An 8,953-nucleotide genomic window follows, 5' to 3' on the forward strand; every position below is an offset into this window, starting at 1 on the left:
AGTTCCGAAATTTCATATCACTCATCAGCTTGCTAGCCTTAACTGAACCGTATTGACACAGTTCCCACTTGCCTGATCAGTCTTTGCTGGGAAATAGAACGCACCTGAAACGCATCTGCGGCTGACAACTTACTCAACCCATTTTCTGGTGTAGGTTCAACTCTTACCATCCAAGGAACTTGACCAAATGCGTTATTCCAGCCTGTAATCGGCACAACAATTTTTAAACGAAGAACCCCCATCTCGTCATTGCTGACAATGAGACAAGGGCGGGTTTTACCAATTTCATCACCAACAGTAGGGTCGGCACTATAAAGCCAAATCTGACCCCTACGCATAGTCATGATATTCGTAAAAGTCTTCATTACAAGTATCAACAAACTCAGTTATTTCACTTCCTTCTACGTAGTAGGTACGCATAATTTCAGCAGCAGATTTCAAGCTCAATTCCTCTGGTTTATCCATGTCTTCGCGCAATAAACGCAGAGCAAATTCAATCACCTCCAGCCGTTCTATATTTGGCATCTCCTTGATTGCTTTTAAGATTTGGGCTTTTATCATATTGTTTACAGTTATTTAGTATTGCAAAAGAATAATCGTGATGAAATCCCCTCTCAACTTGCTAAGAGGGGATAAAACTGTTAAAAAAACCACCCGTAAGAATGTAAACCTTTACCTAAAAGATTAACACCGAGGTAGCAAATCCAAACGACAACCAAGCCACTGGCGGCTAAAATTGCGGGACGACGACCTTGCCAACCGCGAGTGATTCTAGCGTGGAGATAGGCGGCGAAAACTAACCAAGTAATTAAAGCCCAAGTTTCTTTCGGGTCCCAACTCCAGTAAGAACCCCAAGCCTCGTTAGCCCAAACTCCACCAGCAATAATACCGATGGTGAGTAGAGGGAATCCCAAGCCAATGATCCGATAGCTGATATTATCGAGGGTTTCAGCTAGGCTTAGGCGTTGGGGTGAAAGGGTTTCAGCATCTGTTACTGTTGCAGATTGGGGAGTAGTAACTAAGTTTAAAACGGCGGTGTTGCCGTTGCCATTGTTATTACTTTCAACACGCACAAAGCCATTACTTTCTACTGTTGGTGTTGCTGGTTGTGAAATTAGTTCACCTGCTTTGTGCAAACGATAGCCATTGGTACGATAGCCACCATTACCGACAGAACTGCCTTGTAGTTGAATATTTTTTCCGCGAGTAACGACCAAAAAAGCGATCGCTAGCAATGAACCAACCATCAAAGCCGAGTAACTCAACATCATGACGCTGACGTGCATCATCAGCCAATTAGACTTCAACGCTGGTACTAGCGGCTCTGCTATTTGCATCTCTGATGGTAATGTCAAGGTAGCAAAAGCAGCGATACCCATAGCTACAGGGGCAGTAAAAACACCTACTAGACGGCTACGACTAGAATTTTCTGCAATCAGGTGAACCGTAGTGATTCCCCAAGCTAAGAAAAATAGGGATTCATACAAATTACTCAAAGGAAAATAACCAGCTTCCAACCAACGCGCACCTAGTAGGGTAGCGATACACAAATTAGCGATCGCCATACCAGCAGTTCCTAGAGCATTTGCTGCTGGCAGATTGGGAAACGCTGCGCCCACCCAATACACCAGCATGGTGATAAATAAAACGGCAAATGAAGCGTTATCTAACCAATTCTGGAGTAAAACCAGATTCATAAAGTGTTCTCCGCAGGGGATGCTTAAAAATTTTGATTCTGACTGTTCTGATCCTAATCTGTTTCAGGAATTCAAAATTCAAAAATTTATGAGGATTGAGTATTGGGGTAAAATCTTCCCTGCTCTTCTGCTTCTCCTCCCCTAAACTCCTAAACCCTCAACTTACTTATCCACTTTTTTAAGTGTCAAAAAAATATCATAACGGGTGCTGCGATTGTCGCTGATGGCAGATGTCATACCGATGGAACGTGTGGTGGCTAGTAAGGTTTGTTGTTGGGGAATTAGTCTTGGTAGGGGAAAATTTTTTGTTATCTGTTCTACGTCCATGTAGAATTGACCGTTTGTGGGATTGGGTTCTGTCGGTACTGTTTGTTGAAATGTCAGACTGTTAGCAAGGGTGGTGCTGGGTTTGGGAAGAATTTTCTCAGTAATGGGAGAGCCGATTGCTAAGAAAGCTACATCTCCGTCTAACCAACCATGAGTGGCCGTGAGAGTACCAAACGGACTAATCCAGTTAACAACAGGTTTACCCGCTACTGTTGTTGATTTGATTTGGAACTGGTACTGAGTTTTCATCACTTCATCTAGCTGTTTGATTGATGTCTCAGCTAATTGGCGTAGGCTTTGCCCGTCATTGGCATCGCTGGCTTGAATCATCAACACGAAAGCCGCCCGAAAATCTTGTGAATTTCCTGCTTTCGGAGTTCCAGGAATCACTGCTACAGCAACCTCGCCTTTCATCCAACTGAGAAAATCCTGTTCTAAATCCATGCTGGTAAGTGATTTTACCCCACTCCGCATTTGTTCTGGTGTAATGGGTGACAGGGGATTTCCTTGGGATGTTAAAACGTATTCACTCCATAAACGCTGTAAATTGACCCCAGAAAGCATCATTAAGGTTTCTGCTGGGACGCGATTTTGCATAGTTCCAGCTTTATTTTCTACGGCCAAAACCCTTTGACTATTAGGATTCAGCCAAGAAACTCCTTTAATGCGTAAACCTTCTGGTTCTAATGTTACAGTTCCGGCTAAACCTTGGTTGTTTTGCAGTTGGGCTAAAACTTGAGCAGGTAAACGCCGATTAGGAGCTGTAGCCGCTATTTTGGCTGCGTTGGGTACGTTGATATAAAACTGCGCCAAGGGTTGATAGCTAGCAATTTTCGGGAAATTGTCTGCAAAACCGCCTACACTGGCCAAGGAGGTTCTACTTTTGTAAGCGTCAATTGTCCGTTCTGTTGTTTGGGGATTATCTGTAATCACCAGAAATCTTCCATCTAGGAATGCAGCCGATAAGTTTTCTCCAGGCTGTCCTTGACTTTGTTTGATCGTAATCCCTTGATAAATACGGTCAATCCACTTACCTTGTGTGAGGGTTTTTGGTTGAGCAAAGATAGTTTTAGCTTTCTCAGAGTTTTTCACTGGTAAAACCATCACCATCGACTGCGAATTACTGACAGGATTTTCAATATTGGAAACTGGTTTAGGGGCTGATTTATTTTGGGGGGCTAAAATTGCCAAGGTAACTTCATCGCCTACCCACGGTTGAATATCTTTCTCAAAGTTGTAACCGTTATTGGTAAGAAAGCGATCGCGTAATTGGACTAAGCTTTGATTAAGTTGTGCTTGAGTTTCTTTTGTGCCGAATTCCTGTAGTTTCTGCCATTGTTTGGTGTCGGTAGTTAGGGAAACAGCAAATAACGCATCACTAGGAATAATATTTGCACCCGTGAGCAAATCTCTATAAAATAGCTGTCCTTGACTAAAAAACCAGTATGCTGCACTCCCCACACCAATTAATAATCCAGCACCTGAGAGTGTCAATACTAAAGAAGATTTCTTGCTTTTTTTCTTGGAAGCAGACAATATAGGTGGTTTCACGTCGCTTCGCTCCGAATTAAAATTAAAAATTAAAACAAGCTTTAATTATTATTGGCAAATATTTCTATACTTTGCCATTTGGGGGATTTAACTGCGTCGTGCCGAGGTATTTGCTTAAATACGGCGAAAAAACCTCATAAATCAAAGTCAACGGTTGACCATGATGCCAAAATAGATAATGGCGACCCCAAAAAGGCCCTTCTACCTCAAATCCGGCCTCTAGGGCTGGTGAGTATCCGTAATAAATGCCGCGCACATCTCTATATAACTCGGTACGGAGACGCGCTAGACTAGCCCAAATAGTTAAGGAACGGTTCTGTAAATACTCGTCCACATGACTAGCTTCCCACCATGAGGTAGCATAAGCCAATCGCTGACCTGAAGCAGTTCGTAGCCACACTTGTCGCCTCAGTCTTGGCTCTGGGACAGATTTAATTAAATCTGGCGCACCATCCAAATCTGTGCCAATCAATGACATATCAATCACATCTACTTCTGTAGACTCACCTGTAAGTAATTCTAAGTGCCTCGTTGGTGAGCCATCGCCAAGCAGTAGCATTTGCCAGGCCGGAGCTAGTTGAGTGTGGGGCAAACTTTTTTTAATTACTTCCTCCCCACCTTGCCAAATTGGGGTCAGGCGATGCCATGCGGTTGGTAGTGTTGAGTTGTTACTTGAAGTAAAAATTGCAGTCAATGTTCTTTACAAAAGTTTACCTATTTCTATAAAAGCACAAAAAACTAGAATTAAGTCCATAGTCATTAGTAAATAAATATGGGTGTAGGGGTATAAAGGTAAGTAAGATTCACCTCTCTACCTCGATAGCCCTACACCCACAAAAGGTTTTTAAGTCAGAAAGTATCAAACTTTTGACTACTGACTTTGGTACTAAAAAATGCGGATGGCGAGACTCGAACTCGCAAGGCAAAGCCACACGCCCCTCAAACGTGCGCGTATACCAATTCCGCCACATCCGCAAGAGTTTCACGACTATCAATCTTAGCACAATAAACATGAATATATAAAGGTAATTAGCAATTTAGCCAACTTTACCAAAAATTTAATTTTGCAGGATTACAAATTTCCCGAAGGAGGATACGAGACTGACAGAAATATAGTAGCTCTACAAGTGATATTAAATGGGGAGTGGTGAGTAGAAAGTGAATAACCATACTCAACACTCATAACTCAGGATTGAAGCACACTCAGCACGGGCTGAGTCCTGCTCGTGCATCCTACTCTAGATGAGGCTGGTAAATCTCCTGTCATAATTTGAGATAAAGCGATCGCTCGTTTTGCAACTTGGATGGGAGACAATTTCTATCTACTGGTACTGATATCAAAGCTCGAAAGTCACTAACCCAGGGCTAAAGCCACTGGGCTTGCAAGAGGGGGAATAACCACTTCCTCTTCATCAAGTTAAACAAGTGTCTAGCTATCTAAACTGAACTGCCTAGGCGTGGTAGCCCAAAACACGTTAAGAATGCCTCCCTAGTTTTTCTCCTCTGTGGCAGTCAGTAGCGTTAGCGAAGCGGTAGCGAAGCGGTAGCGACGAAGAAGCGTCAGGGATATAAACACCTAGCAATAGGATTTATCGTCAATGTTCATTCCAGTGGTTGACCAAAATAACCGCTCTTTGATGCCAACAACCCCTAGCAGGGCAAGACGTTGGATTAAGTCAGGCAAAGCTACGCCATTCTTTAAAAAAGGAGTATTCTGTGTCCGATTAAATCAAGAACCAAGCAATAGAAATACCCAGCCAATAGCCGTTGGTATTGACCCCGGAGCAAAACGCGAAGCATACACAGTTAAATCACAATCTCACACTTATCTAAACATCCAAGCTCATGCAGTTGATTGGGTAAAAGACCATGTAGAAGTTCGTCGCAATATGCGGCGTGCAAGGAGATTTCGTTACACACCATATAGGCAAAATCGCCAAAACAGGCTGGTAAACAAGCAAAAGTTACCCCCATCCACAAAAGCTAGATGGCAATGGAAATTGCGTATTTGCAAGTGGTTAACGTTAATTTTCCCGGTTTCAACTTTTGTAGTTGAAGATGTTCAAGCCAAAACATGGAAAGGTGCGAGAAAGTGGAACGCAATGTTTAGCCCGATAGAGGTTGGGAAAACGTGGTTCTATTCAGAGCTAGAAAAATTTGCCAATTTAGAAACCAGGACAGGTAACGACACTTACGAAATGCGTCAAAGCTTGGGTTTGAAAAAATCTCAAAATAAACTATCGAATAAGTTTGATGCTCATTGTGTTGATTCCTGGGTATTAGCTAATTGGTTTGTCGACGGACACCAAAAGCCAGAAAACACCCAACTAATTGAAATTGTGCCATTAGAATTTCACCGTCGTCAACTTCACCGACTGCAACATACTGCTGGGCATACCCGTTCTCGATATGGTGGAACAATTAGTGCTGGTTTTAAGCGTGGTTCAGTGGTGAAGCACCCCAAATTCGGGTTTTGTTATGTAGGTGGTTGGCAAGAATCACCAACTAAAAAAGACCCGGACAGAAAAACAATTAGCTTACACAGTCTTGGAACTGGTAAGCGATTAACGCAGAATGCAACCCCCAAAGATTGCTTTTTTAAATCTTATGGCTCATGGAGAATATCCACTGCGACTAAATTCGCTTGAGTCGTGTTTCCTCTCAGTGCTGAAGCGACTGAGTTTCCACACTTACCACGATATCCTATGAAGTTTGACAAAATATTAATTGCCAATCGGGGAGAAATCGCCCTTCGCATTCTCCGCGCCTGTGAAGAAATGGGGATTGCGACGATCGCGGTTCACTCGACTGTTGACCGGAATGCTCTGCACGTCCAACTTGCTGATGAAGCGGTTTGCATTGGTGAACCGGCTAGCAGTAAAAGTTATTTGAATATTCCCAATATTATTGCGGCAGCTTTAACGCGCAATGCCAGTGCCATTCATCCTGGCTATGGTTTTTTGTCGGAAAATGCCAAATTTGCAGAAATTTGTGCTGACCATCACATTGCGTTTATTGGCCCCACGCCGGAAGCAATCAGGTTGATGGGGGATAAATCCACGGCTAAGGAAACCATGCAAAAGGCGGGAGTTCCTACTGTACCGGGGAGTGATGGCTTGGTAGAAACAGAGGAAGAAGGATTAGCAATTGCCAAAGAAATCGGTTATCCAGTCATGATTAAAGCCACGGCTGGTGGTGGTGGAAGGGGTATGCGCTTAGTGCGATCGCAAGATGAATTTGTCAAACTGTTTTTAGCCGCCCAAGGTGAAGCGGGTGCAGCCTTTGGTAATGCTGGCGTTTATATCGAAAAGTTTATCGAACGTCCGCGCCACATTGAATTTCAAATTTTGGCTGATAATTTTGGCAATGTCATTCACCTAGGCGAACGGGATTGCTCAATTCAACGCCGCAACCAAAAGTTACTAGAAGAATCTCCCAGCCCTGCACTTGACTCAGACCTCCGGGAAAAAATGGGACAAGCAGCCGTCAAAGCTGCCCAGTTCATTAACTACACCGGTGCAGGTACTATCGAGTTTCTCTTAGATAAATCCGGTATGTTTTACTTTATGGAAATGAACACCCGGATTCAAGTAGAACATCCTGTAACTGAGATGGTGACTGGGGTAGACTTGCTAGTAGAACAAATTAGAATTGCTCAAGGGGAAAGACTGAGGCTAACTCAAGACCAAGTAGTTTTGCGGGGTCATGCGATTGAATGTCGCATTAACGCCGAAGACCCCGACCATGATTTTCGCCCCGCCCCCGGACGCATTAGCGGCTATCTTCCCCCTGGAGGCCCTGGGGTGCGGATTGACTCCCACGTTTACACCGATTACCAAATTCCCCCCTACTACGACTCCCTCATCGGTAAATTAATCGTTTGGGGGCCAGATCGTGCTACTGCTATTAACCGCATGAAACGCGCTCTCAGGGAATGTGCAATTACTGGTTTACCCACGACAATTGCCTTTCATCAAAAAATTATGGAAAATCCCCAGTTTTTAGCAGGTCATGTTTACACCAATTTCATTCAGGAGATGAAACTTTAGGAAATTGGGGATTGAGGATTAGAAGTTGAAAGGTAAAGGGTAAAGCATAAAAGGTTGATAAATGTTTCTCTTATTTTCAACTTAATACCTTTCCCTTGCCTGACCTCAAACCCAGCTTGGTTTAGATGTAGAGACGCGATATATCACGTCTCTAAGACCGATTATCGAGTATTGGCAACTTTTGGTGATCTAGGCTGAGGGAAGGCAGAAGGCAGAAGTTGAAAGGGTAGCAGTAATAATTTGAAACCTTGAGTTTGTTTAAAGTAGCAATTAATATGCTTTGCATTTCCTCAACCTCATTCAAAATCGAAGTGAAAAGGTCTTTATCAGCTAAATCTACTTCTTTCGCAATGATTAAGTGCCTGTTTATCTATGGTGATTTTCATCACATATGCTTTTGATATAAAATGGTAAAATATACGGTAGATAAATTATTTTCATAAAATTTGATATGGCTAACGAAAATAAAAATACATACAACATTGGCAGTATTGGCGGTAATTTCAACCAGTCTATACAAGATGGTTACACGCAAATACACGGCAATCAAATCAATATAAGCCAAGATTTATCTCAAGCTGCCGCCCAAATACAACAATTATTAAACCAACTACAATCTCAGGGATATAGTTCAACCGAAGCGCAACAAAAGGTGGCTAGTGATTGGGTAAATGAAGCAAAGAGCGACCCAAAAGCCAAACGTAAAATTGTAAAACTAGGGCAGTATTTGCGTGATGCTGCAACCAGTAGCGTAATTGGAGAAGCTACAGTAGAAGTCATAAAACTAGCTTTGAGATTATCTGGTATACCTTTGCCATAGAAATATTATCCCTAGCTACATAATGAATATTCGATTCAAGCAAATATTTAGGCAGTTATTTCGTCTGATTAATAGATTTTCACTAATAGAAAAGTTATTATACATTTTTTTGCTGTTAGCCACAATTCAAGCTATTTTAGACTTGATTTCTCAGCTTTTTAAAGATTTTAGGAACTGGATTTATAAATTATTAAAATATATCACAGACTATATTTATCTAAACTCTCAAATAATAATTTTTGTTTTTATTTCACTGATGTTATAGGTGGAAATTTTCATACACTGAATGAATTACTTCAGTCTAAAAAATGGGAAGAAGCAGACTGGGAAACAGCAAAAATTATATATGCAGTAGGGCAAAATGAGTTGCCTAGTAACCATAACTATAAATATTACCCACCTAATTATATAGTAAAAGAACATATCAAAGTTATTCCTAAAAAATATTTAAATAACTAGGACTTACGCATTGACAAAAAACATCATCTATAGAACCTAGGGATGCTAGA

At 42.0% G+C, this 8,953-nt stretch carries 8 protein-coding genes and 1 tRNA gene; 3 read left to right on the plus strand and 6 right to left on the minus strand.

What is annotated here, in order from left to right:
• Window positions 1–38 precede the first annotated feature (38 nt).
• From ACM0OR_RS27045 to ACM0OR_RS27070, 6 genes are all read right to left on the minus strand, one after another.
• On the minus strand, window positions 39–338 hold the full coding sequence (locus ACM0OR_RS27045; RefSeq protein WP_414579497.1) for a type II toxin-antitoxin system PemK/MazF family toxin: 300 nt from the start codon (window positions 336–338) through the stop codon (window positions 39–41).
• Window positions 331–561, minus strand: coding sequence for a hypothetical protein (locus tag ACM0OR_RS27050; protein WP_414579498.1), 231 nt, complete (start codon window positions 559–561; stop codon window positions 331–333). Before ACM0OR_RS27050 ends, ACM0OR_RS27045 begins: the two co-directional genes overlap by 8 nt.
• Window positions 562–641: 80 nt before the next feature.
• Window positions 642–1,697, minus strand: coding sequence for a c-type cytochrome biogenesis protein CcsB (gene ccsB, locus ACM0OR_RS27055; protein WP_414579499.1), 1,056 nt, complete (start codon window positions 1,695–1,697; stop codon window positions 642–644).
• A 162-nt stretch (window positions 1,698–1,859) separates the two neighbouring features.
• The gene (locus ACM0OR_RS27060) at window positions 1,860–3,575 is read right to left on the minus strand and encodes a DUF3352 domain-containing protein (RefSeq protein WP_414579500.1); all 1,716 of its coding nucleotides are present in this window, start codon (window positions 3,573–3,575) and stop codon (window positions 1,860–1,862) included.
• 64 nt (window positions 3,576–3,639) lie between these two features.
• Window positions 3,640–4,269: a chorismate lyase gene (locus tag ACM0OR_RS27065; protein WP_190703611.1), complete on the minus strand. Its 630-nt coding sequence runs from the start codon at window positions 4,267–4,269 to the stop codon at window positions 3,640–3,642.
• A 200-nt stretch (window positions 4,270–4,469) separates the two neighbouring features.
• Window positions 4,470–4,550 (minus strand) — tRNA-Leu (locus ACM0OR_RS27070).
• A 623-nt stretch (window positions 4,551–5,173) separates the two neighbouring features.
• On the opposite strand from ACM0OR_RS27070, the gene ACM0OR_RS27075 reads away from it, so the two are divergent.
• The 3 genes from ACM0OR_RS27075 to ACM0OR_RS27085 all read left to right on the plus strand — a co-directional run bounded on the left by ACM0OR_RS27075 (window position 5,174) and on the right by ACM0OR_RS27085 (window position 8,444).
• Window positions 5,174–6,223 (plus strand): RRXRR domain-containing protein, encoded by a 1,050-nt coding sequence (locus ACM0OR_RS27075; protein ID WP_414579501.1) that lies wholly within the window; start codon window positions 5,174–5,176, stop codon window positions 6,221–6,223.
• A gap of 57 nt (window positions 6,224–6,280) precedes the next feature.
• Window positions 6,281–7,624, plus strand: a complete 1,344-nt coding sequence (gene accC / locus ACM0OR_RS27080; RefSeq protein WP_414579502.1) for an acetyl-CoA carboxylase biotin carboxylase subunit — start codon at window positions 6,281–6,283, stop codon at window positions 7,622–7,624.
• A 451-nt stretch (window positions 7,625–8,075) separates the two neighbouring features.
• Window positions 8,076–8,444, plus strand: a complete 369-nt coding sequence (locus tag ACM0OR_RS27085) for a hypothetical protein (RefSeq protein WP_414579503.1) — start codon at window positions 8,076–8,078, stop codon at window positions 8,442–8,444.
• Window positions 8,445–8,953 lie beyond the last annotated feature (509 nt).

Origin of the sequence: Anabaena sp. CCY 9402-a (genome assembly GCF_963920945.1) — a bacterium.
GTDB lineage: Bacteria > Cyanobacteriota > Cyanobacteriia > Cyanobacteriales > Nostocaceae > Trichormus > Trichormus minutissimus.